At 47.3% G+C, this 25,577-nt stretch carries 23 protein-coding genes and 1 tRNA gene; 3 read left to right on the top strand and 21 right to left on the bottom strand.

Annotation, left to right across the window (positions count from 1 at the left end):
- Positions 1-19: 19 nt before the first annotated feature.
- The 20 genes from N7U64_RS00905 to N7U64_RS00810 all read right to left on the bottom strand — a co-directional run bounded on the left by N7U64_RS00905 (position 20) and on the right by N7U64_RS00810 (position 20,917).
- On the bottom strand, positions 20-1,468 hold the full coding sequence (locus tag N7U64_RS00905; RefSeq protein ID WP_290827265.1) for a glycosyltransferase family 2 protein: 1,449 nt from the start codon (positions 1,466-1,468) through the stop codon (positions 20-22).
- Complete coding sequence (locus N7U64_RS00900; RefSeq protein ID WP_318927941.1) at positions 1,455-2,477, bottom strand: hypothetical protein; 1,023 nt, start codon at positions 2,475-2,477, stop codon at positions 1,455-1,457. Before N7U64_RS00900 ends, N7U64_RS00905 begins: the two co-directional genes overlap by 14 nt.
- Entirely contained in the window at positions 2,474-3,226 is a 753-nt protein-coding gene (locus N7U64_RS00895; RefSeq protein WP_214763437.1) for a response regulator, read from the bottom strand. Before N7U64_RS00895 ends, N7U64_RS00900 begins: the two co-directional genes overlap by 4 nt.
- Positions 3,227-6,274 carry a hypothetical protein gene (locus N7U64_RS00890; protein ID WP_318927940.1) on the bottom strand — a complete coding sequence of 1,016 codons (3,048 nt, stop codon included), beginning with the start codon at positions 6,272-6,274 and terminating at the stop codon, positions 3,227-3,229.
- A 150-nt stretch (positions 6,275-6,424) separates the two neighbouring features.
- Positions 6,425-7,006 (bottom strand): ribosome biogenesis GTP-binding protein YihA/YsxC, encoded by a 582-nt coding sequence (gene yihA, locus N7U64_RS00885; RefSeq protein WP_012371013.1) that lies wholly within the window; start codon positions 7,004-7,006, stop codon positions 6,425-6,427.
- A gap of 1 nt (position 7,007) precedes the next feature.
- Complete coding sequence (gene lon / locus N7U64_RS00880) at positions 7,008-9,317, bottom strand: endopeptidase La (RefSeq protein ID WP_318927939.1); 2,310 nt, start codon at positions 9,315-9,317, stop codon at positions 7,008-7,010.
- A gap of 71 nt (positions 9,318-9,388) precedes the next feature.
- Positions 9,389-10,654, bottom strand: a complete 1,266-nt coding sequence (clpX, locus tag N7U64_RS00875) for an ATP-dependent protease ATP-binding subunit ClpX (protein WP_012371015.1) — start codon at positions 10,652-10,654, stop codon at positions 9,389-9,391.
- Positions 10,655-10,887: 233 nt separating this feature from the next.
- Positions 10,888-12,180, bottom strand: a complete 1,293-nt coding sequence (gene tig, locus N7U64_RS00870) for a trigger factor (protein ID WP_012371016.1) — start codon at positions 12,178-12,180, stop codon at positions 10,888-10,890.
- 108 nt (positions 12,181-12,288) lie between these two features.
- Positions 12,289-13,311, bottom strand: a complete 1,023-nt coding sequence (locus N7U64_RS00865) for a hypothetical protein (RefSeq protein ID WP_318927936.1) — start codon at positions 13,309-13,311, stop codon at positions 12,289-12,291.
- Between the two features lie 29 nt (positions 13,312-13,340).
- Positions 13,341-13,865, bottom strand: coding sequence for a hypothetical protein (locus N7U64_RS00860; RefSeq protein WP_318927934.1), 525 nt, complete (start codon positions 13,863-13,865; stop codon positions 13,341-13,343).
- A 102-nt stretch (positions 13,866-13,967) separates the two neighbouring features.
- Positions 13,968-14,041, bottom strand: a tRNA-Arg gene (locus N7U64_RS00855).
- Between the two features lie 66 nt (positions 14,042-14,107).
- Positions 14,108-14,614, bottom strand: coding sequence for a metallophosphoesterase (locus N7U64_RS00850; protein ID WP_318927932.1), 507 nt, complete (start codon positions 14,612-14,614; stop codon positions 14,108-14,110).
- A 6-nt stretch (positions 14,615-14,620) separates the two neighbouring features.
- On the bottom strand, positions 14,621-15,217 hold the full coding sequence (locus N7U64_RS00845) for an XTP/dITP diphosphatase (protein ID WP_318927930.1): 597 nt from the start codon (positions 15,215-15,217) through the stop codon (positions 14,621-14,623).
- A complete protein-coding gene (gene rph / locus N7U64_RS00840) occupies positions 15,214-15,966 on the bottom strand; it encodes a ribonuclease PH (protein WP_318927929.1) in 753 nt (250 codons plus the stop codon). Before rph ends, N7U64_RS00845 begins: the two co-directional genes overlap by 4 nt.
- A complete protein-coding gene (gene racE, locus N7U64_RS00835) occupies positions 15,957-16,772 on the bottom strand; it encodes a glutamate racemase (RefSeq protein WP_214763419.1) in 816 nt (271 codons plus the stop codon). Before racE ends, rph begins: the two co-directional genes overlap by 10 nt.
- Positions 16,773-16,859: 87 nt before the next feature.
- The gene (locus N7U64_RS00830; RefSeq protein ID WP_012371023.1) at positions 16,860-17,123 is read right to left on the bottom strand and encodes a phosphocarrier protein HPr; all 264 of its coding nucleotides are present in this window, start codon (positions 17,121-17,123) and stop codon (positions 16,860-16,862) included.
- A 65-nt stretch (positions 17,124-17,188) separates the two neighbouring features.
- Positions 17,189-17,650, bottom strand: coding sequence for an acyl-CoA thioesterase (locus tag N7U64_RS00825; protein ID WP_051525124.1), 462 nt, complete (start codon positions 17,648-17,650; stop codon positions 17,189-17,191).
- A 60-nt stretch (positions 17,651-17,710) separates the two neighbouring features.
- Entirely contained in the window at positions 17,711-18,517 is an 807-nt protein-coding gene (sdhB, locus tag N7U64_RS00820) for a succinate dehydrogenase iron-sulfur subunit (RefSeq protein WP_012371025.1), read from the bottom strand.
- Positions 18,517-20,280, bottom strand: a complete 1,764-nt coding sequence (gene sdhA, locus N7U64_RS00815; protein ID WP_012371026.1) for a succinate dehydrogenase flavoprotein subunit — start codon at positions 20,278-20,280, stop codon at positions 18,517-18,519. Before sdhA ends, sdhB begins: the two co-directional genes overlap by 1 nt.
- A 19-nt stretch (positions 20,281-20,299) precedes the next feature.
- A complete protein-coding gene (locus N7U64_RS00810; RefSeq protein WP_012371027.1) occupies positions 20,300-20,917 on the bottom strand; it encodes a succinate dehydrogenase cytochrome b558 subunit in 618 nt (205 codons plus the stop codon).
- Between the two features lie 224 nt (positions 20,918-21,141).
- Here N7U64_RS00810 and N7U64_RS00805 point away from each other — a divergent pair, with 224 nt between their 5' ends.
- Both N7U64_RS00805 and N7U64_RS00800 read left to right on the top strand, forming a co-directional pair.
- Positions 21,142-21,561, top strand: coding sequence for a YslB family protein (locus tag N7U64_RS00805; RefSeq protein WP_318927919.1), 420 nt, complete (start codon positions 21,142-21,144; stop codon positions 21,559-21,561).
- 107 nt (positions 21,562-21,668) lie between these two features.
- Positions 21,669-22,283, top strand: coding sequence for a PH domain-containing protein (locus N7U64_RS00800; protein ID WP_012371029.1), 615 nt, complete (start codon positions 21,669-21,671; stop codon positions 22,281-22,283).
- Positions 22,284-22,375: 92 nt separating this feature from the next.
- Here the strand turns inward: N7U64_RS00800 and uvrC are convergent, their stop codons facing one another.
- Positions 22,376-24,160: an excinuclease ABC subunit UvrC gene (gene uvrC, locus N7U64_RS00795; RefSeq protein ID WP_318927916.1), complete on the bottom strand. Its 1,785-nt coding sequence runs from the start codon at positions 24,158-24,160 to the stop codon at positions 22,376-22,378.
- A gap of 82 nt (positions 24,161-24,242) precedes the next feature.
- Between uvrC and N7U64_RS00790 the strand changes: the two genes are divergently transcribed.
- Positions 24,243-25,565: a dihydrolipoyl dehydrogenase family protein gene (locus tag N7U64_RS00790; RefSeq protein WP_318927914.1), complete on the top strand. Its 1,323-nt coding sequence runs from the start codon at positions 24,243-24,245 to the stop codon at positions 25,563-25,565.
- Positions 25,566-25,577 lie beyond the last annotated feature (12 nt).

Genomic DNA, 25,577 nt, shown 5'->3' with positions numbered 1-25,577 from the left:
TCCTCCTACGAGTTTACAATCAACTTGTTTTTTCTTTCACTTCGTCTGTTACGACATCGTCCAGTCGCTGTCGTTCCATCTTACCCCATTGACCGCGTCCCGTCATGAACTGAATTAATCCACCGAGCTTAAAGAAGACCAGGATCGGACGGTACCAAAACGATTCTGTCAATGACCATAAGTATAGACGGATCAACTCTTTGACGTTCTTGAATCGGTGCATCGTCCACTCTTCAAGCAGAACGGCTCCGGCGGATAACAAAGACCCGTACAGTAAAGCAACAGTCAATAGGACAACACCGAACTCAAAATTAAGTGTTCCAACCAACAGGTTAAGCGGAATGATGAAGTACCCGATCAACTCGACAATCGGTCCTAGTAATTCGATTAAAAAGAAGTACAGCATCGAGACGCTTCCGACGAAACCGTAACGCGGATTCCCAATCATCCGTTTATGTGTCCATAACGTTTCTGCCAGTCCCCGATGCCAACGGCTCCGTTGCGAGCGTAAGACTTCCATCGTATCCGGTGCCTGTGTCCAGCAGACCGGTGAAGGGACGTACTCAATCCGTTTATCAATCTTATTTTCTTTCATGTAACGATGCAGCCGAACGACTAACTCCATGTCCTCGCCGACAAGCCCCTCTTTGTATCCGCCCGCCTGAACGACGATTGCTTTTTGGAATAATCCGAAAGCACCGGACACAATCAGTAACATATTAAAACGGCTGAGTCCGAGGCGTCCGAACAAAAAGGCACGGAAGTACTCAATCATCTGCATCAATACAATCCGTTGTTTCGGGGTCCGAATCTCAACAATTTCGCCGCCTTCGATCGTACAACCGTTGACGAGGAAAATCGATCCGCATGTCGCAATGACGTCTTCATCGGACTCAACAATCGGTTTCATGACTTTCAGGAGAGCATCCCGTTCAAGAATCGAGTCGGCATCCAGCGAACAGAAATACGGATAACTGGAGTAGTCGATGCCGGCATTCAAGGCATCCGCCTTTCCGCCGTTCTCTTTATCAATGACAATCAAACGAGCATCGATTCGGGAACGGTACACCTGTTTGACGGGTTGTGATCCGATCAGAATCCGGGGAAATCGCAATTCCTTTTCCAACTCGTACGTCTTAAACAGTTCATCCATCGTCCCGTCACTCGATCCATCATTGATGACGATAACTTCATGTTCCGGATAGTCGAGCGCAAGCAACGCCTGGACACTGGTGACGATCGTATACTCTTCATTGTAAGCCGGAACAAGAATACTGACCGGTCGCGTATAAAGGGAACGCATTAACGGAAGATAAGAGCTTTCCTTTCGTCGGAACCGTTGTTTTCGGACCATTTGCGCTGAAATTAGATACAGCGTTGAATAAAAAATGATGACGAGAATCATATAAATCAGGACAGTCCAGGATAAAACGTTAATGATATTTTGAATCGTTTCAGATGACAACATGTTGTTTCATCTCCTTTGCTAACCGTTCCGTCGCTTTTTGTTTGGCATAACGGTCAGGATGATCTTTTGCGACGAGCGCCAGCTGTTCGAGACCACCACAGGCAAGCAGGGCATCAAAGGCTGCGGTCCGCACCCACCAGGAACGGCTGCCGACGAACGGCAGGATGTAGTCGACAGAATCCTTTGGTGTCACGTTTTCTAAAAAGCGCAATGCTAACATCTGCTCGACCCAACTTGTCTCATCCTCGAGATAAGGCGTATAAAGTTGCCAGTCTTCTTCGAGCCCGACACGCGTCAACGCGCGGAGTGCCCGCTTCCGGATTTCCGGATTGGCATCTGTCGTCTTCGTTCGGACCAGCTCTGTATACTGCGTTTCATCACGATCATAAATCAGCTGGAGAATCGCCATCTGAAAGGGTTCTGTCAAATTCTCAAATGCCTGGATCCACAATGTTAAGTCTTTGCTGCGTCCGACTGCGAGAACAGCTCCAAAGAAACTGATGTGGCTTTTTTGTTTTGCTTCTTCAATCGCCAGTTCCGGAGCAATCGAGACCAACGTCCGGATGATGACGTCTTCTTCTTCCTGCGATAAGGATTTATGCAGTTTTTGATGCAATTCAGTCGCAACCGGCTTTAAGTGGAACTGCGCAATCGCTTCGTAGGCATTTAAACGGCGGTCAATCCGACGGTGCCGGATCTGTTTATGATAGTATGGCAACAGCTTCGCCTCGACGTATTGGTAGATACGCTCCTGATGGGAAACCGTCGCTGTCAGATTCGTAAAGGCAAACAGCTCAAGCTCAACCAGATCTTCGTTTCCGGATACGATTTTCGGCATAGCGGGTTGTTCTCCTGTCGCAAAATCATACAATTCATCCCGGAAATTCAACTGCCACGTTAAACGATTTTCTTCCTGTTTCGCGCGTTTGTTTTTTTGAATGACCAGGTAAACGAGTGCTCCGATTTGCAGGACGACCAGAAGGAAGATGAAACCTAAAATCCACTTCATCCGCGGACCCCCTCTAGTCTGCTGACCCAGGCCCGAAACTCTTCGACTTTAAGCGGTAAAGTCATGATACCGTCGACTCCGCGCTCAATCGCGAGTACATGATCTCTTTCCCGGTTGTACATCGAAATCATGATGGCATGAAACGGAACGATGGTTTCCTGCTTCGCACGTAATAATAACTCCAGTCCGTCAGCTCGCGGGAGTGCGGATGAAAAGACCAACAGATACGGGCGTGTCGCCACATGCTGCTCTAAAAATACTTCTGCCCGTTCATACAGGGAGAGGGTTTCAAAGCTTTTCGTCAATTCGCGTTCCAGCAATCGTCTGAGATGCGGATCGTCTGTGACGATTACCGCATCGACGACACGCTGAACACGTTTATACCGGACAATTCGATCCAACAAGACATCCTTGGCCAGATCAGCTGGTACGATTTCCCGGGCATTCTCCAGTAAATAGAACGAGGCATCGTTCATATCCGGATTCAGGTAAACGACAGGAATCCGTTCCTCCTCTACCGGTCGACTGGCGAGAATAACATCCGCATAAGACAAATCCGTTCTTGCACAACGCCCTTCTTCAATCAAGTCATTGACCGTTTCCGGCATGACACCAATTGTATGAACAAAAATGACTCCCGATGTTGATTCGTTCACATCCTGTTCGGACAAGATATGTGATGAGCTTGTTTCTGTATCAATCGGTTCGATTGTTGCATTGATTAATTTCCACATCTCTTCCCGACGCATTTATCTCACTCCTTCTTTAAACGCCTGTTGCATCGTTTGATACACCGGCTTTAGCGCCTCGCGCTGTTGCGGATTCGTCCATTCCGACCAATTATAAAAACCGCGGTCTTTTTCCGGAATCCGCGTTGTTCCAATCTGGCCGGTCACTTCAATCCCTTCCGTGATCATCTTCGCCTCAAGCCCATCTTTCCAAAAATCTCCGATGATTTCATGTTTGCTTGGGTCCCGCATATTTAATAACATCCATGGAATCCGAAGTTCGATCTGCTTTTGCTTGATGTCAGAGATATCGGTCAAAATACTTTCCGGCGGTCCTTCATGTAAGATGCCGGTGTCCCACTTCACGGCCGGCTTGATGATTTTTTTAGTGACCGGGTCCCGTCTTGCATAGTCGAGCATTTGGTAAATCGGATTAAAGCTTCCGCTGTTTTGTTGATCGGATGGTGGTTTGACCATCTCAAACGGTTTTTTCAATCCGTAATGGTAACGGAAGATGTCATACCGTTCATCGACGTCCAGCCGAGCTTGATCGGCAATCGTTAAACGATATTCGGCTCCTTCTTCCAGTTTCAACGGTCCGACTTGTAAGTTGCCATCGTTCGGCTTCGTCGACAAGGCAAGCGTCGTCGGTTCCACTTTTTTCCGGTCAATCCGGACATACAGATAGGCTTCATCCGATGTCATGTAAATGGCTTGACCGTCGTTTTTCGCTACTGGCGCGTAGCCTTTCCAGTCATCCATTTTTCCGTCAATCGTAATATCGGCTCTTAAGAAACCGAGCATTCCGAAATGCTGCTCGCTCGTTTGGACATTCGACCAGCGCGGACGTGTGTTGGCGTCATCATAGTCCATCGTATTCCACGTCCGTTTGAACCATTCGTCCTGCCAGATAAAGACCAGTCCACCGGCCATCTTCGTTTTGACGATGTCTTGATATAACTTGGCTACGAGTTTTCCTTGATTTTCTTCACTGACATGCCCTTGATCAAATCCATTCGGCCCCAGGTGGGTTTTCCCACGCGAACTCGGAATGCCGAATTCGGAAACGAGTAACGGCATATCATGATAGTCTTTCATCCGCTTCAGATAACGGCTGTACGACTCTGATCCGGTATCCCCTTTGCGTCCAAACTCTTCCTTAATGAACGATGGATAGTAGGGATAAATATGATACGAGGCAAAGACGCCGCCTGCAAAGTCTTTTGTGGCCTGGATATGATTAAAATCAATCGATACCAAGTCCTGTTCTTCCTCCACTTCCTTCGGATGCGCAAGCGGATCCGTTGTCGGCCAGTTCGTCGCTCCGATCGGTCGGGTCGTTTTGTAGGTATCGAGCTCATGTTGTGTCGCACTGTCCATCCGCCCGGCTAACCATGATTCAAATGGCGAGGCGTCTTTGGTCGTCGTCACATATTCGCCGTCGTACCGGAGACCCTTATTCTTTTTATTCGTTCCGATGACAGCGTCCGGTAACCATTCGATCCCGAACACAAATGCCGAGACGTACTGCGAAACGTCAGATGTATACGTACCGGAAGCATGACCGACAACTTCTTTGACGACAGCATTCCCGTGAATCACATCGACCATCCGTTTGGCTTCCGTATCCGTCATCTTTAAAAACTCCGGTTCGAAGGCATTTTTTAATTCTTCAAACGGTTTTTCTTCAACCCACATACCCTGCATTAAGTAAATCGGTGTTTTTGCCGTTTCATTGTACGCTTTTAACGCATCATAAAAAGCGGGAGGATGAAGTGTATAAATCCGGATCGTATTGACACCCATCTCACCCATCTGCTTCAACCAGCGGTCGTATTCATTACGGCTGATGGCGTGTTCTCCCGGAAAAGCACCGGGACGGCCGAGTCCAACATTCACCCCTTTAACGAAGTACGGTTTCCATTTTCCGTCTTGATACATCTCAAGCGTATCTTGACCAGAACGTGCCCGTGTCCGGACCGTTTGATTGTTGATTTTTGTTTGGGCCAGCGGTTGAACTTGCGCCGCCTGCTGTTTGACGACTTTCGTTTCCTTTAAGATCCGGCTGATGGTCGGTGCATAGACCTTCCAAAAGAATGCCGTCTCGCTGTCTGCGCTGTCGAGAATAAATTGTTTGCGGAACCATTCGAGTCCGGCATAACGATAGTAGCGTGGAATATCAGCGACATCGGTAAAATCGCCCGCAAAGTAATGTCCGCTTCCTTGTGTAACATAGGCGGGAAATTCGAGAGGAAGTTGCCGCTCACGTAACATGGCTTGTGTTTTCTTGGAAGGTTTCCAGGAAAAATGGGCCTGTTGTTCGCCCCCGTCGAGTTCCAATATTTCAAACCAATAGTTGTACCGGACTTCATCCTTTGCGGATCCTTGATTTTTATCCCATTTGTACAAAAGAGGCGTCTCATCATTGACGAAAAAGACTTCTTCCGTCGAGTCATTGATGAAAACATATCCGGGTCCGGATAATTTAAACGCTTTATCCTTAGCCTGAAGCTTTAATTTATCGATGACGGTTTGATCGAGACCCTGTAATTTCGTCAAGTCCGGAAAAAAACGTCCGATCCAGCCCGTCCATGCCGTTCCGAACAATTGCCGGAACGCATTCGAACGATCGGATGGTGTCGGACTGGCTGCCGTATTGAACTCTGCGACGACAGGCTTCCCTTTTGAGACAGCATCTGTCGCAAGCGCCACATCCTCAGCCGTCAATCCGCCACGGTGTTGTTGCTTCCCGTCAATCGTATAGGATTTTCCGTACGTATCCGTAAACAGCAAGACATCAGCTTTGGAAGCTTGTTTCAACATCGCTTCACCTTGCGTCCCGTCATAACGGTTGATGTAATCGGTGTATGTATATTCTTTCCCTTCCTCTTTTCTAATCTTCAAATGATTTAACAGCCACGTCGTTCCTGCATGTTCCCGCTGTTGTTTCCCTACGGTGTAATCAAACAGGATGACATTGAGCGTCCGTTCCTTTTGGATGAACCAAACCAATAGCGGTGTCAGCATCAGAAGAACAACGATCGCAGCAATCCATTTATATCGTTTCATCTTTACACGTCCCTTTCCGTCACTTTTGTTTTTTCTATTGTAACGTGAAAACAATCTATCGCATATATGGGAAGCGTTTATTTCTGAAAGGGATATTTTGGATATAAAAAGAAGCAACTGCCTGTCGGCGGTTGCTTCTTTTTATCTGAATCATAAATGACGATAGATGGCTTCCCATGCTGCGTCGACACCTTCACCTGTTTCTGAAGAAAACGGAATGAATGTGTCCTGCCCGTCAAACTGTAATTTCCGTTTGATCGCCGCAATCTGTTTATCGCGTTGACCACGCTTGATTTTATCCAGTTTCGTCGCTACGACAATGACCGATAAATCATAGTATTTTAAGAAGTCATACATGATGACATCATCCGCTGAAGGTTCGTGACGGATATCGACGAGCAGGACGACTCCCTTTAGTATTTCACGTGTCGTGAAATACTTTTCCATCATCTTGCCCCATGCCTCACGTTCGGTTTTCGAAACTTTCGCATAACCATAACCCGGTACATCAACAAACATGACTTCATCATTGATGTTAAAGAAGTTTAACGTTTGTGTTTTACCCGGTTTTGAGGATGTGCGGGCGAGTGCTTTTCGCTGAACAAGTTTGTTGATGAACGACGACTTTCCGACGTTCGAACGTCCGGCGAGTGCCACCTCAGGAAGGAGCGGTTCCGGATAATGTTCCGGATTGACACCACTCGTAATAAAATCTGCTTTATAAATTTTCATGTTACTCTCCTTTTAATGCATGTTCGAGCACTTGATCCATTGTCGCGACCGGTATGAAGCGAATGCCATCCCGAACCGTTTCCGGAATGTCATCGATATCACGTGTATTGTCTTGCGGCATCAAAATCGTCGTCAAACCCGCACGATGGGCTGCCAATGACTTCTCTTTCAGACCGCCGATCGGCAAGACCCGTCCCCGTAACGTAATTTCTCCGGTCATACCGACATCTCGCCGTACCGGACGTTTCGTCAACGCGGAAATCAATGCTGTCGCGATTGTAATCCCCGCCGAAGGACCGTCTTTTGGCACGGCGCCTTCCGGAACGTGAATGTGGATATCTTGTGTCTCATAGAAATTCGGATCGATCTTAAACGCTTCTGCATTCGCCCGAACGAAGCTGTGTGCCGTTTGAGCGGATTCCTGCATGACGTCTCCTAATTTCCCCGTTAACTGCAGTTTTCCTTTACCTGGAGCGAGACTCACTTCAATCGTCAGTGTATCGCCCCCAAATGCAGTATACGCTAAACCAGTCACCGCGCCAATCGTATCTTCAAGTTCACTTTGACCATAACGGTAAATCGGTTTACCTAAGAAGTCCGGTAAATTACGTTTTGTGACCGTAACCCGTTTCTTTTCACCCATAGCGATTTGTTTCGCCGCTTTTCGGCATAACGCACCGATGACACGCTCGAGACTCCGCACACCAGCTTCTCGTGTATAGCGCCGTACGACCTCTTGTAAGGCATCCGGTTTAACCGTCAGCTGACTTTTTTTCAGGCCGTGCTCTTTTAATTGTTTTGACAATAAATGCCGGATGGCAATCTCTGTTTTTTCCTGTTCTGTATAGCCGCCGATTTGAATCAGTTCCATCCGGTCAAGCAGTGGTCCCGGAATATTGGAAACATCATTTGCCGTCGCAATGAATAAGACATTTGATAAATCAAACGGCTCTTCGATGTAGTGGTCGGAAAAACTGTTGTTTTGTTCCGGATCAAGTACTTCAAGCATCGCGGAAGACGGATCGCCCCGGAAATCGTTTGCCATCTTGTCGATTTCATCGAGCAGGAATACCGGGTTGTTTGTTCCGGCCTGTTTCAATCCGCGAATGATCCGGCCGGGCATCGCTCCGATATAAGTCCGGCGGTGTCCTCGGATTTCTGCTTCGTCACGCACGCCACCGAGCGAAACACGAACGAATTTGCGTTCAAGCGCCGTCGCAATTGACCGGGCGAGTGACGTTTTCCCGACTCCCGGAGGGCCTGCCAGGCATAAAATCGGACCGCGTAACGAGTCCGTCAGTTGTCTGACCGCTAAGTACTCAAGAATCCGTTCCTTTACTTTCTCGAGACCGTAATGATCTTCATCCAACTGTTCCGATGCGGCTTCGACGTTCAAGAAGTCGTCCGTCGCTTCGTTCCATGGAAGGGAAAAGAACCATTCGAGATAGTTCCGGATTACACCGTGTTCCGGACTCGTTGCCGGCACGACGGAAAGACGATTGATTTCTTTTTCGATATTGATGACTGCCGTTTCTGACAAATCAAGCAGTGCCAGTTTTTCTTTATACTTCACGGCGTCACTTTCTGCCGAGACTGCTTCTCCGCCAAGTTCCTGTTGAATCGTCTTCAGTTGTTCACGAAGATAGTATTCACGTTGCGACTGTTCAATCGTCTTTTTCGTCCGTTCCCGCATTTCGCGTTCGAGTTCGACGACTTCATATTCATGTTTCATGACATCAAGCAGCATGACTCCGCGTTCAACCGGATCATTTTCTTCAAGGAATTCCTGTTTCTTCGCGATGTCGATCGGCAATTTCGACGCGATGTAATCCGTCAACGAATCGAGTCGTTCGTATGTCTCAAAACGACGTCGTTCGTCCGTTCCGATTCCTTTGATGCGTGACACCAGTTGTCCGAACTGTTCCTTGATCAGACGGACGAGCGCTTCCTGCTTCGCTCCCTTGATGTCTGCTTTTTCAATCGGTTCGATACTCGCTTGATAACCTTCATCTGTTTCCGTCACCTGATCAATCCGGACACGTTCTTTACCAATGACCCGGACACGAACCGTATCGTTGCCCAGTTCACTCATTTTCGCAATCTGGACGAGCGTCCCGATTGTATGCAGGCCATCCACGGATGGTTCTACTTCCGGATCACGTTGCGTGACGACAACCAAATCAATTTCATGCTCTTTCGACGCCAGCAGTGCTTTGAGCGAGACGGGACGCCCGACATCAATCGTCAGACCGATTAAAGGGTAGGCGACGACACCACGTAATGGCAATAATGGATATTGTTTTGTCTTCATCAAAAATCTCCTCCTAAACAAAAAGACTCGGAAAGGCGTACAAGTAGCCTCCGAGCCGATTTGTCACGGTGTTACGCCGTTTCTTTTTCTTTACCATGTTCAATTGTGCCATCCTTCAACTCGAGCGTTGGACCGCGTTTTCCAGTCAACGTTTCTGCTGTGATGATGACTTTTGCAATATCTTCACGTGATGGAATTTCAAACATGATATCGAGCATCGTTTCTTCAATGATTGAACGAAGACCACGTGCTCCTGTTTTCCGTTCGATCGCAAGTTTCGCAATCTCAACGAGTGCATCTTCTGTGAAGTCGAGTTCGACATCGTCCAGTTGAAGCATTTTTTTGTATTGTTTGACGAGTGCATTTTTCGGTTTTGTTAAGATTTGGACGAGCGCTTCTTCGTCAAGCGGCTCAAGTGTCGCCATGACTGGTAAACGTCCGATGAATTCCGGAATCAATCCGAACTTCTGTAAATCTTCCGGTAAAGCAGCCGCAAGAATTTCTTTTTGCGTCAGGTTGCGGTTCTCGGAATCATTTCCGAATCCGATGACCTTTTTCCCAAGACGACGTTTGATCGATTGGTCGATCCCGTCAAAGGCACCACCGACGATGAACAAGATGTTCGTCGTATCGATCTGAATGAATTCTTGATGCGGATGTTTCCGGCCGCCTTGTGGCGGAACGCTTGCAACAGTACCTTCTAAGATTTTCAGAAGTGCTTGTTGCACCCCTTCACCTGAAACGTCACGTGTAATCGACGGGTTCTCAGATTTACGGGCGATTTTATCGATTTCATCGATGTAGATGATACCTTTTTCTGCTTTTTCGACATCATAGTCAGCAGCTTGAATGAGTTTTAGGAGAATGTTTTCAACATCTTCCCCGACATATCCGGCTTCCGTCAGACTTGTTGCATCCGCGATTGCGAACGGAACATTCAGAATACGGGCCATCGTTTGTGCGAGGAGTGTTTTACCACTACCAGTCGGTCCAATCATGACGATGTTTGATTTAGACAATTCCACGTCGTCGGCACGTCCACCGGCATTGATCCGTTTATAATGATTGTACATCGCGACAGATAACGATTTTTTCGCTTTTTCCTGTCCGATGACGTAGTCATTTAAAGTCGCACGGATTTCATGCGGTTTCGGTACGTTTTTCAGTTCGACTTCTTCTTCTGTACCAAGCTCTTCTTCGACGATCTCATTACAGAGTTCGATACATTCATCGCAAATGTAAACGCCAGGTCCAGCAACAAGTTTGCGCACTTGCTCTTGTGTCTTTCCGCAGAAAGAACATTTTAGCTGACCTTTTTCTTCGTTAAATTTAAACATAAAGGTCCACCCCTTTAACGTGGAATTTGTATAGATCCGTTTCGCATCTATTCTCACGTTTTACTATTTATGATTGTAGCATGAACAAGGAAACTCTTTCAAATCTTGGATGAGCGTTTTACAGTTTGATTTGAAAAATATATTTTTGTTTGTCCTTGTTTGACCTATCGTACAAAAAAATCGACTCCAAGACCAGAAATTGGTCTTGAAGTCGATCCTGTTCGGTTGTTTGCTTATTTTGCTTTTGCGTTGTCAACGAGAACGTCGATCGCTTTACGGAACTGAAGATCACCTTTAAGTGTATCAAGTCCGCCTTGTGGTGCAAGCATCGTTTCAAGCTGATCTGCAGGAATGTTGTAGAGTTCAGACATCGATTGAAGTTCAGCTTGCGCTTCTTCTTCAGTAACTTCGATTTTTTCGTCTGCAACGATTTGTTTAAGAACGAGACGAGCTTTAACGCGCTCTTCTGCTTGTTCTTTCATTTCAGTACGCATTGCCTCTTCAGTCGTTCCAGTTAACTGGAAGTACATGTTAAGGTCAATTCCTTGTGACTGAATGCGTTGTGTGAATTCTTGGACCATACGTTCAACTTCGTTTTCAACCATAACTTCTGGAAGATCAACTGTTGCGTTTTTAGTCGCAGCTTCAACCAACTCATCACGCATTGAAGCATCAGCTTCTTGTTTGCGTGTGTTTTCAAGACGTGTACGGATTTTTGTTTTCAACTCATCAAGAGAAGAAACTTCTTCGTCCATTTCTTTAGCGAACTCATCTGTCAATTCAGGAAGTTCTTGTGCTTTGATTTCGTGGATTGTTACTTTGAACACGACTGGTTTTCCAGCGAGTGATGCTTCATGGTACTCTTCTGGGAATGTGACGTCGATATCTTTTTGCTCGCCTGATTTAAGACCAACCATCTGCTCTTCAAATCCTGGAATGAAGTTTCCAGATCCGATGACGAGTGAGTAGTTTTCTGCAGTACCACCGTCGAATTGGTTTTCACCATCGAAACCTGCGAAGTCGAATACGACTGTATCGCCATTTTCGATCGCGCCGTCTTCTTTAACGACGAGCTCTGCACCGCGCTCTTGCATTGTTTTGAGTTCAGCATCGACATCTTCGTCTGTAACGTCTGTTTCGACTGCTGTGTACTCAAGACCTTTGTACTCACCGAGTGTTGCGTCCGGCTCAATCACGAATGTGATTTTGAACTCAACTGGTTTTCCTTTTTCGAGTGTTTCGACGTCGATGTTGTCAAGCGCGATTGGCTCGATTCCTGATTCGACGACAGCACCTTCGATTGTGTCTTGATATAAGATATCAAGTGCATCTTGGTAAAGTGCTTCTTCGCCGTACATTTTGTTAAACATTGCGCGTGGCATTTTTCCTTTACGGAAACCTGGTGTGTTCAATGTCTTAACGACTTTTTTGAACGCTTGGTCTACCGCTTTATCAAATGCTTCAGCAGGCGCTTCATACGTGAGAACGCCGAGGCTACCTGATTGTTTTTCCCATTTTGCAGTCATGCTGAGTCCCTCCAAAAATGTCAATTAGCGTACGTGTGTGTACAACAAGTCACATTATAGCACAATCGTTCCGAGGATTACCACTGTTGAACGAGCCATTCCCTTGAATTAAAGAAGCAAGGCCTGCTCGTACTGTTTTCCTTCCGGTAACAGGAAATGGACAGCCTGATAAATCCTTTGCGCTTGTCCGCTCAAGTCAGGTGGCGGAGTTTCCGATGTAAAGTCGGATTCCGCCAATTCTTCGACCGCATCCACCCATTCCTGCCATCTGTCTCCCTGTTCCAGCACTTCGGTCGGAAAGACGATTTGATACCAGTTCATGAACAACAGCGCCTTAAATGGATCCATGCGCTTCAGCCTGAAGGTTTCGTTACTGAAAGACTGAAGCTCAAGCGCCTGTCTCGTCACATGTCTCTCGAGTTGCTCCGGACTTTCAAATTCATGATCCAGCCCAATCGATGGAATCCGGATCCGGACGGGGAAAAGTGCACGATCCGCCGGAAGTTGCGGAAGCAATGTCTGGATGACAAGAGCACTCTGTTCGTTAACATCTTCTCCCGTGAAATAATCCTCGATGAGATAACGGACGAACGAAGGATCTGCCTGTAAATCGAATTGCCCGATCAAACGAAACTGTTCGTCCATCGTCCCGAGCCGGTAACAATCGACCCGGTCCCCTGGTACTAGCCGTAAATGGGATTGTTCCCGTACCTTCACATATGAGGAATCATCCGTCTGCCCGATGTTACCTTTCTTACGTGAAAGCGACTGGGTCATTTCGTCTAATTTCAAGGCGAGACCGTAAGGAAGATAGGGAGAGGCTGTCCGCAGGGCCAGATCAAAGGAATACCTCTCTCCCTTCTCGTACATGAAGAGTGCGATCAGTTGCTCGACACCGTCCACTTCAAGGAAAGGGTTCACCACTTGCAGATAGGCTTCCACCTCTTGATCGTTTGTCAAAAAAGCTTCCTGAATTGTATAGAGCACATAAAGAATATCCTCTTCTGTTTCTAAACTTTTCAGTCGTTCCAGCTCAGTTGCCAATTCGTCCTGACTCAATCTTGCGAGCCGCTTCCGCTCATCTGACAACGGTTGTTCCATCCAACGTGATTGCGACTGCTTCACGGTCATCCCACCTTTTTCATATCTGTCTTACTTCCTTACTTCGTGAACGGATCCAGTAAAGACGTCCAGTTCGTAATCGCTTCCTGTAACTGTCCTGCCTGTTCGATTCCCATTTTATTCAATGTGTCCAGGGAAACATCGGTTTCCAGCAACCGTGTGATATCTTCCGATTGATTCACGTACTGCTCCAATTTTTCACTTAAGTTCTTCAGTTCCGCCGGCGGAGTGTCTAAATTAGCAAGCCGTTCGTCAATTTTGTTTAATTCTTCGTTCAACTGTTGAACTGTTCCGTCAGTCTGGAGTTTTTCAATTTGCTGATCAAGAGCCTGTTCCGGATTTGCGGCATCCCGCGCTTCAGTCGCTGCTTGATCGAGTTTCGTCGACAATTCAGATGTCACCTTGGACGTGTCCTGGGCAATATCTTGCAACTGACCTGCATAATCAACGCTGTTTTTTACGTCCGTCACTTGCTGTTTCGCCTGATCGACTGTATCTGTAACCTCGCTGCATCCGGCTAAAGCCACGGTCAGTACGAGGATTCCACTCATTTTCTTTAACATTTTCATCATCCCTTTCAAGTTCATGATACCTTAAGTATACTCGAAAAAACGGATAAAAAAAAGAGACCTCCCTCATAAGGGAAGTCTCTATTTTAATTATAGTGTCCCAAGAGGGATTCGAACCCCCGACCGACGCCTTAGAAGGGCGTTGCTCTATCCAGCTGAGCTATTGAGACGTGTCAACACGAATAAACTATACTAAAACAATTCTTTCGTGTCAATCACATTTGGTAAAACTCTTTTTAAAGTGTACCGTCGAGGTACAAAGCATTGATTTTTTCACCTGTCAGATCATAAAAATCGACTGTGAATTGATCATTTTCAACCGTCAACAACGCATACGTCTTTTCCGGGCGATGGCGCGGCATCCGGATCGAGCCCGGATTGATGAACAGTTTCCCGTCCCGTTGCTCGGCTTTTGCAACATGCGAATGACCGTACAGAACGATTGCTGCCGCTTTTTGATCGGCATGATGCACCAGCTGGTCGAGGCTGTACTTGACGTCTTGCCGGTGTCCATGGACACATAAGACACGAAACGATCCAAATTCCTCGATGACTTCATCCGGGAAGTCATTCCCGTAATCACAGTTCCCTTTGACAACACGATAGGGATATAACGATTCAGTAGTTCCTGTCAGTTGGGAGTCCCCGCAATGAAAGGCGAAATCTGCTTCTTGGTGGCGGTTGAATATCGTCAATAGTTCCTGATCGAGACCATGGCTGTCACTTACGATTAACGCTTTCATCTAAAATCACTCTCCCAAAAAAGTAGTTAATGCCGCTTCAAGTTTTTTCAAAGCCTGCCCACGATGACTGATGGCTGCTTTTTCACTTTTCGTGAGTTCAGCCGCTGTCTGATTCAACGATGGAATCAGGAATAACGGATCGTAACCGAAACCGTTTGTCCCCTTCTGCTCAAATCCGATTTGACCTTCCATTGTTCCCCGGACGGTCAGTGTTTCACCGGACGGTTTTGCCAGTGACAAGGCACAGACAAAACGGGCTGTCCGTCGATCGGCCGGTGTGTCCGCTAATTTTTCCAGCAACAATGCGTTATTGGCAGCATCTGATTTGTCCTCTCCCGCAAACCGGGCAGAGTAGACGCCCGGTGCGCCGTCCAGTGCATCGACTTCAAGTCCGGAGTCGTCCGACAATACGGCGTGGCCAAAATAAGCTGCTGCTTCTTTCGATTTCAGTTCCGCATTTTCTTCAAAGGTTGATCCGGTTTCTTCCGTTTCCGGTGCCGTCTCATAATCGAGTAACGATTCGACGTCGTATCCGAGTCGTCCAAGCATCGCTTGAAACTCACCGACTTTACCAGCATTTCTTGTCGCTACGATGATTTTCATTTGTGCTCCACCTCTTCTCCGACATACCACCACGAAGCCCCTAACGATTGTTCCGCCGCGTGAAGGAGTTCTTCAATACCCTTTTCCCCAAGTTCAAGCATATCGAGCATCTCTTTACGAGAAAAGGTTGCTTCTTCCCCTGTCGCTTGCAGTTCGACGATTTTTCCGGATGAGGTCATGACAAGATTTAAATCGACATCGGCTGCCGCGTCTTCTTCATAACAAAGATCAAGCAATAACTCCGAACCGACTTTCCCGACTGATACTGCTGCAATTCCTTCTTTGATGGGGGTATCCGTCAGCTTACCGCTTTGAATCAATCCGTCGACTGCCAAGACAAGTGCCAGGAAACCGCCTGTAATAGCCGCTGTACGCGTTCCACCATCTGCTTGCAGCACATCACAATCAATCCAAACCGTCCGTTCACCCAATTTTTCGAGATTGACGACGGACCGTAAAGCCCGGCTGATCAATCGTTGAATTTCCATCGTTCGTCCCGTCTGCTTTCCCCGGACGGCTTCCCGTCCTATCCGTTGTGCTGTCGCCCGCGGCAACATCGCATATTCGGCATTGATCCATCCGTGACGTTTCCCCCGTAAAAACGGCGGCACTTTTTCTTCCACCGTCGCGGTGCATAAGACACGTGTATCTCCGACCGATATCAGTACCGATCCTTCTGCATGCTTATTGACATCGGTCTCGAGCTGAATTTTCCGCATGTCCGATTGTGCCCGTTGATCTAAACGCATTTTTCTTCCTCCGTTCCTAACACTAACCGTTTCGCTTGGACCGGATGATGTAACCAGTCACTGGCGATTCGTTCAAAAGAGCGTGTATCGCCGGTCGCATGATAGACATGTTCCGGAATACGATCAAGATCTGCCGTGATGCCGTTATAATCAAGCAAGGCACTGACTTCAAGCGCCGTCTCGTCTCCTGAAGAAATCAGCTGGACGTTTGGTCCGATGACTCGTCCAATGACTTCTGCCAGTAACGGATAATGTGTACATCCTAAAATCAATGTATCCATATCATAGGAAAGCAACGGCTTTAACGTGTTGGCGACGACACGTTCAACATATGGTCCACTTGTCTGAGACGATTCAACGAGCGGAACAAACGGTGGACAGGCAAGCGACTCAACGACGACCTGCCCTTCGACGTGACGCAAGGCTTTCTCATACGAATTGCTTTCAATCGTCATTTTCGTACCAATGACGCCGATCCGTTTCGAGCGTGTAACCTTGACTGCCGCCCGTGCTCCAGGATCGATGACACCGATGACGGGAATCGACAGTTTTTGCCGGGCTTCTTTTAGGACAACTGCTGTCGCCGTATTACAGGCGATGACAATCAATTTCACACCTTGAGCGACTAGAAAATCAATCATCTCCCATGTAAATTGACGAATTTCTTCTTCCGGCCGGGGACCGTACGGACACCGTAACGTATCTCCGACATATATGATTTGTTCATGGGGCAGCTGACGCATCAATTCACGCGCGACCGTCAATCCACCAACCCCAGAATCTAATACTCCAATTGATCTATTCACGATTTCCCCTCACTTTCCTCTCATCTAATATGGTAACAAAAAAGGACGACGGTGCAAGACCGGCGTCCAAGAATGTACGATAAAGGATTACTGAGCAAGACCTTCGCTTGTCAGCATATCTGAAAGAGTCGTGATAGCTTCAGAAGCATCGTCACCGTTTGCAACGATTTTGATGTCTGAGTCTTTTGCGATTCCGAGTGAAAGAACACCCATGATCGACTTGAGGTTTACAGTCTTTCCGTTGTATTCCAAGTTGATGTCTGATTGGAATTTAGAAGCTGTGTTGACGAGTTGTGTTGCCGGACGAGCATGAATGCCTGAATCCGCGATGACTTTGAATGTTTTTTCCATGATTAAGAAATCTCCCTCCACTAATAACGTACTAGTGAGTCGTTTTCGAATATGTGAACTCATTATCAAATGATAACGGATTCGAATCGATTCTGCAAGGAATTTTTATAGGCTTCATTCCACGGAAACGCATTTCCGGAACGATCGATTTGGACCATCGAGGTCCGACCTGTAAACATCAATTCCTCTTGTTCGCTGAACGCCGCGTAATGGACATCACACGAAGCCGTTCCGACCTGCACCGGATACGCATAGACGGCAAGACGGGCCCGCGGATAGACTTGGCGGATGTAGTTACATTGCGCATCTGCTACGACGACGATTCCGTCGTCAGCAAGCGAATAGCCTGTTTCTTCGAGCATCAGCGTCCGGACATCTTCAAAATAAACGAACGGGACTCGATTATTCATATGACCGTAAGCATCGGTTTCAGCGAAGCGGACCGCGACATCCAGCCGCGTGCCGTGCTTCATCTGTTCCAACCACTGGTCTAAATCATTGATATAACTGGGTACACGCACAACCATTGCCTCCTTAAAATATAAAAAGAAGGAGCATCGCCCCTTCTTTAATTTTACGTTTTCGTCTTAACGACTGACTGCTTCTCCCGTACGTCCTTCGTCACTGCCGAAGAATTTCTTAAAGGAATGCAATGTCGTCTGACGGTTCATCGCTGCGATGGATGTCGTCAATGGAATGCCTTTCGGACATACTTCCACACAGTTTTGTGCGTTTCCGCACTGCATGATTCCACCGTCTTCCATCAAGGCTTCAAGACGCTCTTCCTTGTGGAACGCACCGGTCGGATGCGAATTGAAGAGACGGACTTGCGAAATCGATGCCGGTCCGATGAAGTTCGACCGGTCGTTGACGTTCGGACATGCTTCGAGACAGACACCGCATGTCATACATTTTGAAAGCTCGTATGCCCATTGGCGTTTATTTTCCGGCATCCGCGGTCCCGGGCCTAAGTCGTACGTACCATCGATCGGTACCCAGGCTTTGACTTTCTTCAAGGCGTCAAACATGCGTTGACGGTCCACTTGAAGGTCACGGACAATAGGGAACGTTTGCATCGGTTGCAGACGAATCGGTTGCTCGAGCTTGTCGACAAGTGCCGTACACGACTGACGGGGTGTTCCGTTGATGACCATTGAACACGCCCCGCAGACTTCCTCGAGACATCCCATGTCCCAGTTGATCGGCGTCGTTTTTTCTCCGGCTGCATTGACCGGGTTACGACGAATCTCCATCAAGGCCGAGATGACGTTCATATTCGGGCGGTAAGGGACTTCAAATGCTTCATCATAGGCTTTACCGTCCGGTCCATCCTGACGTTGCACGATGAACTGAACCGGTTTTTGATTCGTTTTCTGTTCGAGTGGTGTCGCCATTATGCCTTCACCTCTTTCTTCGACTTCTTGCTGTAGTCGCGCTTACGCGGTGGAATCAATGATGTATCGACTTCTTCGTAATAGATTTCCGGATGACCGTTCGTATAGCGGGCCATCGTTGTTTTCAAGAATCGTTCGTCATCACGTTCCGGGAAGTCCGGTTTGTAATGGGCGCCACGGCTCTCGTCGCGTTTCAAGGCTCCAAGTGTGATCGCTTCCGCAAGATCCAGCATATGATCGAGCTGACGGATGAATGATGCACCCTGGTTGCTCCAACGCGCTGTGTCCGTCGCTGAAATGCGTGTGAAGCGGTCGCGGAGTTCCTTGATTTTCTCAAGCGTCTGCTCGAGTTTATCGTTGTAACGAACGACTGTGACGTTATCCGTCATGACTTCACCGAGTTCGCGGTGGATTTGATACGCATTTTCTGTACCTTCCATTGCGAGGATGTCGTTGAAACGGTTGATCTCAGCAATTTTGTGTGCTTCCACGACTTCTTCCGGCATCTCATGAACGGATTGATCGAGATCGTTCATGTAGGCGATCGCTGCCGGTCCTGCGACCATTCCGCCGTAGACGGCAGACAGCAACGAGTTCGCTCCCAGACGGTTCCCGCCGTGCATCGAGTAGTCACATTCGCCGGATGCAAATAATCCCGGGATATTCGTCATTTGATCATAATCGACCCATAGTCCACCCATTGAGTAATGAACTGCCGGGAAGATTTTCATCGGTACTTTTCGTGGATCGTCTCCGACGAATTTCTCGTAAATTTCAAGAATACCGCCAAGTTTGACGTCCAGTTCTTTCGCATCTTTGTGAGAAAGGTCAAGATAGACCATGTTTTCCCCGTTGACACCAAGCTTCTGATTGACACAAACATCAAAGATTTCGCGCGTCGCGATATCACGTGGCACAAGATTTCCGTAAGCCGGATATTTTTCTTCGAGGAAGTACCATGGTTTACCGTCTTTATACGTCCAGACACGTCCACCTTCACCGCGGGCCGATTCACTCATGAGACGGAGTTTATCGTCTCCCGGAATCGCTGTCGGGTGAATCTGAATGAACTCCCCGTTCGCGTAAATGGCACCTTGGCGGTAAACCGCTGCTGCTGCCTGTCCTGTGTTGATGACCGAGTTGGTTGATTTTCCGAAAATAACACCCGGACCGCCTGTTGCTAAAATGACTGAGTCAGCTGCAAACGCTTCGATTTCCATCGAACGTAAGTTTTGACATACCGCACCACGACAAATCCCTTCTTCATCAATGATCGCACGAAGGAATTCCCATCCTTCATATTTTTCTACCAAACCTTGCGCTTCAAATTTACGGACCTGTTCATCAAGTGCATACAACAATTGTTGTCCTGTCGTTGCACCGGCATAAGCCGTCCGGTGATGCAATGTTCCTCCGAAACGACGGAAATCAAGTAATCCTTCCGGTGTCCGGTTAAACATGACGCCCATCCGGTCGAACATGTGGATGATTTTAGGTGCCGCTTCCGTCATTTTTTGAACCGGTGGCTGGTTGGCTAAGAAATCGCCGCCATACACCGTATCGTCCAAATGCTGGTAAGGTGAGTCACCTTCTCCTTTTGTATTGACGGCCCCGTTGATTCCCCCTTGTGCACAAACGGAGTGTGAACGTTTGACTGGCACGAGAGAAAATAATTTGACGGGTACACCTTGTTCTGCTGCTTTTATCGTAGCCATCAAACCGGCAAGTCCTCCGCCGATGATGACAAGATTCTTATTCGCCATGTTGTTAGTTCCCCTTTCCTTACAACACGCCTGCAAACGTCAAGATCGAGCGTACGCCTACAAACGATAATCCGATGAATACGAGGGCTGCCACATAAGACATCGCTTTTTGAGAAGCGGGTGACTGTGTGATTCCCCATGTGATGCAGAACGTCCAGAGTCCGTTTGCCAAGTGGAACGTCGTCGCCAGGATCCCGACGATGTAGAAGGCAAGCATGAATCCGTTATCGACGATATTTTGCATCATGCTCGCATCAACTTCCGTACCCATTGCTGCGGCAATCCGTGTTTCCCAAACGTGCCATGTGATGAACACGACAAGGAAAATACCTGAGAAGCGTTGTAGCACATACATCCAGTTCCGGAAGTATGTATAACGACCTGTGTTCGCGGAACCTGTAAACGCGATGTAAACACCGTAGATACCGTGTAGGATGATTGGAATGAAGATGACAAACACTTCCAAGAACAACCGATACGGAACGCTCCCCACGACTTCCGCAGCCTTATTAAAGTCTTCCTCCCCACGAACGATGAAATAGTTCGTCGTAAAATGAGAAAGTAAAAATAACCCGATTGGAATGACGCCGAGCAGTGAGTGTATTTTACGCCCCACGAAATCACGATGATTCGCCATCCAAATCCCCCCTTTTGTTTGCCAATCAAACGTTGGCGCATTTTGGTAGAAAAGCGCTTTCATAAGGAAATTCGTCTTTTCATCACTTATTCTACTCCTGTCCTTTTTATAAGACAACCCGAGCTGTTGCATTTAACTGCAAATAACTGCAAATTTTTTTAGGAAAACAATGACCGAGGAGAATTACCCCGCTATAATAGTTTCAGAGATAGGAGTGATTGTTGATGGATTCAGTACCAACCCCCTCTTCCACATTCGGAATCGAACTGATTCGTGACTATGTGCTGATGGATTTATTAGGAACAGATTACCGCCATGTCATCTATTGGGCAGGAAAGCGACTGGCACGTGAATTTCCGGTCTTGAGTGCCGAAGAAGCACCTCCCTTTTTCCATGAAGCTGGTTGGGGACATCTCGAACTAAAAAAACAAAAAGGGAACTCTTTGAGTTTTTTATTAACCCCACCTGAATCAACGCGTCTCGACCGACCGGCAGGCTACTTCCAGTTAGAAGCCGGGTTTTTAGCGGAACAATTCTCCAGACTGAACGGTTGTGTCGCTGAAGGATACGCGGAATTGAATAAAACTCATGTCCAGATTTTGATTGAGATCGATCCGAAAGATCCGATTGAACGCTCCATTTGAAATCCATACAGGAGTTTTAAGACAGACCTCGAATTCTTGAAACATGAAACCTTTTCGTTTGATTGCCGTATCAGTATTCAGTCGCATCTACCAAAGGAGGAATTTTTATGTTCAAGAAACTAGCAGCCGATTTAACAGGATTCAGTGATATTGGGCAAGTGATTCACCCGGACGATTTTGACAAGGCCGCCGCGGATGACTACGTGTTACACGAAGACGGCGAAAAAATTTATTTTTTAATCAAATCGAAAACAGATGAGTACTGCTTTACGAATCTGGCGCTCGTTCACCTGGACGGCGAAAGTGCGGTCAGTTCAAAACGTGTTCTCTACCGTTATCCATATGCACATTATCCGATTCGTCATGTCATGTTTGAAACAGCCGGCACCGTCGATCTTGATGTCGAAATCAAGTTCGAAATCGGCGGGAAACATTATTCGATTGATGTCGATAAAAAACAGCTCGAGCATGTGAAGGATCTCTACAAAGCACTTCTTGCCATTGCCGAAAAGCAATATGAAGGACAAAAAATGCTTGAGTTCGCCAACAGTTCCCTGAATCATTCCGTCACGATTCTCGGTGGTTTGCGCCAAGGCGATATGAACGTCCCGCAAACGTTCAAAGATTTGTCCCAAGAGTCATTCGACTGGTTACAAGGTCATTATTACAAATGGAATCAAAAAGACTTTGGTTCGTTCTACGAAAAATATATCAATAACTAAAACTAAGGTATTCACCTATTCTAAAAAATTACTATAAAAAATGCGTTGTCCTCTCGGTTTCTATTAGAAAATCGAGAGAACGACGCGTTTTTTTATTCTTCATTTGTCTGACTGAGATATTCCGCCACGGTTTCTGCCAATTTGACCGGTAAACCGGCCTCCGTCAGCTGTTCGATGTTCGCTTTTTTTAAGCTCCGCATCGATCCGAAATGACGGATCAGTTGTTGACGACGTTTCGGTCCCACTCCAGGAATGTCGTCAAGCAGCGAGCGGGTCATTCCTTTTGAGCGCAGTGAACGGTGGAACGTGATGGCAAACCGGTGGACCTCGTCCTGCATACGTTGCAGCAAATAAAATGCACTCGAACGCGGATGGAGCTCAATCAACTGCCCGCCTTCCCCGAATAAGAGTTGACTTGTCCGGTGTTTATCGTCTTTTTTCAGTGAACCGACCGGCAGGGATAACCCTAATTCATCTTGAATGACTTCAAGTGCCGCATTTAATTGACCGAGCCCGCCGTCAATCAGGACAAGATCCGGCAATCGTGCGCCTTCGAGCAATAAACGCCGGTAGCGCCGTCTGACGATTTCCCGCATCGATTCATAGTCGTCCGGCCCTTTGACGGTTTTGATTTTAAATTTCCGGTATTCTTTTTTGAGCGGTTTCCCGTCTTCGAACACGACAAGGGCCGAGACGGCATCCGCTCCTTGAATGTTGGCATTATCAATGATTTCGATCCGCGATAGCGGATGAACGTCAATCGCATCAGCGAGTTCCTGAACGGCTTGAACGGTTTTCTTTTCATCCCGGGCGATCAATTCGAAACGTTCCCCGATTGCATTTTCGGCATTTTTCGTCGCAAGATCGAGCAACTTGCGTTTTGATCCGCGTACCGGCACATGGACACGTACATTAAGCGCCTCTTTGAGCAGCATCTGATTGACGAGGGGCGGTACATAAATCTCGCTTGGCTTGATATTTTTTTCATAGAACTGGACGATAAAACTCTCGAGTTCTTCGGCCGGCGTCCCGTAAATCGGAAACAGCGAGACATCACGCTCAATCATTTTTCCGCCGCGCAGGAAAAAGACCTGCACACACATCCATCCCTTGTCGACATAAATTCCGAAGACATCCCGCGAGGTCAGATCTGCCGTAATCATATTCTGTTTGTTCATGATCGATTCAATCGCCCGAATTTGATCGCGCAGTTCCCCTGCCCGTTCGAATTCCATCGCTTCCGCTGCACCACTCATCTTGTGTTGCAACGACTGGATCAAGTCTTTGGTTTCCCCCGATAAGAAACGACGGATTTCCGAGACAATCTCTTTTTGGTCCCCTTCGAGATTGGGGATTTCACAAGGTCCGAGACACTGGCCGATGTGGTAGTACAAACACAGTTTCTTCGGCATCGGCTGGCATTTCCGGAGCGGATACAGCCGGTCGAGTAGACGTTTGGTTTCATTGGCAGCATAAGCGTTCGGATAAGGACCGAAGTAATGTCCGCCGTCTTTTTTTAATTTCCGTGTCGTAATCAGACGCGGATACGTCTCATTCGTAATTTTGAGATACGGATAGGATTTGTCATCCTTGAGCATGATGTTGTATTTCGGATCATGTTTTTTAATGAGGGTCATCTCAAGAAGCAGTGCTTCGAGCTCACTTCCGGTGATGATGTATTCAAAGTCCCGAATATCGGCGACAAGTCGTTCTGTCTTTAAATCGTGTGCCCCGGTAAAATAAGACCGGACACGGTTCTTTAAATTTTTAGCTTTTCCGACATAAATGACCTCGTCGAATTGATTTTTATGCAGATAACAACCTGGTTCGTCAGGTAAAAGGGATAATTTCGCCTTAATATGTTCTTGATGACTCACAAAAATGTCTCCTTCCACCGTTTCTAGTTTTACGTTATAGGGTAAATATCATACATTGATTATGACACATGGGGGATAAAAAATGCGTACATACGATTGCATTGTAATAGGTACAGGGTCAGCCGGTAACCAAGCGGCTTATAAATTTGCTGAAAAAGGACTGAACGTTGCCATTATCGAAAATTTCACGCCGGGCGGAACATGCGCTCAGCGCGGTTGTGATGCCAAAAAGATTCTGTTGACCGGCAGCGAAGCGAAGGATGCCGTTGAACGTTTACTCGGTTACGGGCTGAAAGGGCTTGTCTCCATCGACTGGCGTCAACTGATGGAACGGAAAAATGAATATACGCGGGCGATTCCGGAACAAACCCGAAATCGGTACGATGAGTTGGGGATTGACTATTACCATGGGGAACCCCGTTTCCTATCCAATAAAAGACTTGTGGTCGACGACATCGAACTGGAAGCCGAACAATTTTTAATTGCGACAGGACTTCGTCCACGCGAGTTATCTGTTCCCGGAAGCGAACGTTTCCTCAACAGCAATGAATTTTTGGAATTGCGTGATGTGCCCCGTCGTTTGGTCTGTATCGGTGGAGGCTATATTTCTTTTGAATTCGCTCACCTGGCACGAATCGCCGGTGCTGAAGTGACGATTCTTCTTCGTTCCAATGCCCTGAAACAATTTGAGCAGGAACTGGTTTCTGTCTTGCTTGAAGCGACACAAGCACTCGGCATTGAGATTCTTCATGAAACAGAAGCGGTTTCCTACTCGGATACGACATTGACGCTTTCCGACGGGACACGCCTGGAAGCCGATGTCGTCTTGAATGCGACAGGCCGTATCGCAAGCATCAAACATTTGCAACTTGAAAAAGCAGGCGTTGTTTACGAAGAAAAAGGAATCCATGTGAATGACTATCTGCAGTCTTCCGCTCCGAACATTTATGCAGCGGGCGACGTCGCCGTCAGCGGAAACCCTGCCTTGACTCCTTTTGCGGGGACGGAAGGACGTCTTGCGGCTTGTAATATGTTGGAGGGTAATACACGACGACTCGAGTTATTGCCTGTGCCGAGCATCGTCTTTACGACGCCGAATCTTGCAAAAGTCGGACAGACGGAAGCCAGTCTAAAACAAAACAATACAAAATACCGCGGAAAATTAATTGATACTTCGGGTTGGCAAACAAATGTCCGGATTAAAGATCCGTTTGCCCGGGCCAAAGTATTGATCGGCGAAGACGATCAGATTCTCGGGGCGCACTTCATCGGCGTCCATGCCGCAGAATTGGCCAATTACTTTTCGTTCGCGATGCAACACCGGATTCCAAGCTCCGCCCTGCAAAAAACAAGTTTTGCCTACCCGACACCGGCATCCGACATTGCTTCATTACTTGAAGACTGATTAAGGAAAGTG

Origin of the sequence: Exiguobacterium sp. K1, from assembly GCF_033721435.1 — a bacterium.
Taxonomy (GTDB): domain Bacteria; phylum Bacillota; class Bacilli; order Exiguobacteriales; family Exiguobacteriaceae; genus Exiguobacterium_A; species Exiguobacterium_A artemiae.
Note: the sequence above shows the minus strand (reverse complement) of the source record. Positions and strands in the feature narration are given on the sequence as shown.